1 protein-coding gene is annotated in these 1225 nt (G+C 39.3%); it reads right to left on the reverse strand.

Going from position 1 to position 1225, the window contains the following annotated elements:
* Positions 1-492 precede the first annotated feature (492 nt).
* The coding region (locus JC606_RS23150) for an integron integrase (RefSeq protein WP_198779550.1) at positions 493-1225 on the reverse strand (733 nt) is incomplete at its 5' end.

The following is a 1225-nucleotide window of genomic DNA, read 5'->3' on the forward strand; positions in this document are numbered from 1 at the left end:
ACTACTTCTTCTTGAAGATAAAAGCGGCTTTCCCCGGAAAGCCGCGATGAACCTTATATTACGCCTAATAGAATTTCAACAATTGCGTCTTTTTTCGATAAATTGCAATAGTGGCGATCTGATAGGATCTTGTCTTTGTTTTTAAGTGTCTGATTTTAAATGGCTATGGTATTTTCTGTCAGATTTTTAATGATCTGATGTATAAGGTTAAAGATCTCTTTTCAGGAGGTGAAGCCTGATAGGACAAGGCTTTGACGCCAATCTGATAGTAATTATGTTTTTTCGAAATTGTTCAAGAGACTAGCCTGAAAAAAGAACGGCAAAAGAGAGTCAAGCAATGACGGAAAACTTGATTTTTCCACGTACCTATAGGGTTATATGGGTGATCAACCTAACTCGTCTCTGCCCCAAAGCAATTTAGATTGTTTACTCCACTCAAGTATCTGTTCCAAATAAGCCCTAATTTTTCTTATGTTTGGTTCATGGCAAGGATCATTGGTTTTCCTTATAGTTTTCAATAAAGATTTTATTTAGTGGGCTTACAGTACCCGCAAAATGTTCGCCAATAACATGGGTATAGATTTGTGTCGTCGCTACATCTGAATGTCCTAATAGCTCTTGGACTGTACGAATATCTTGCCCCGAGCGCAGCAGTTCGGTAGCGAAGCTATGACGGAAGGTATGGCATGTTATTCGTTTATTAAAGATTTTAGCCTGTTGCACCGCTCGTTTGAGAGCCTTTCTTGGTGCAGAATCGTGTAAATGATGCCGACAAAGCTTATTAGTCAGTGGGTGCCGACAGATGCTTAAAGAAGGAAAGATAAACATCCAAGCAATTTGTTTAAAAGCGTTCGGGCACTTTTTACCAAGGGCGTGTGGAAGCGAGGGACCGATGCCTTGTTTGATATCTTCTTCTTGTATTTTTGACGCTTTCTGAATTTGCAATTGAAGAGAACCAATTAACGTTGGGCTAAGTAAAGTTACGCGATCTTTTTTTCCTTTCCCATCTCGCACGGTTAAAGATAGGTTTTGTAAATCAAGATCTTGAACTCTAATTCTCAAACACTCATTAACTCTAAGTCCAGAACCATACAACAGAGAAAAAATGATGTGATTAACACCAGAAAGGTGTGACAGTATCAGTTGGACTTCATTTGGCGTAAGTACGCTCGGAACCTTGCGCTGCTTTTTAGCATAAGTAAAACCTAGATCACCAAGCGGTCTT

The sequence above is a fragment of the Vibrio sp. IB15 genome, assembly GCF_016406055.1.
GTDB classification, from domain to species: Bacteria; Pseudomonadota; Gammaproteobacteria; order Enterobacterales; family Vibrionaceae; genus Vibrio; species Vibrio chagasii.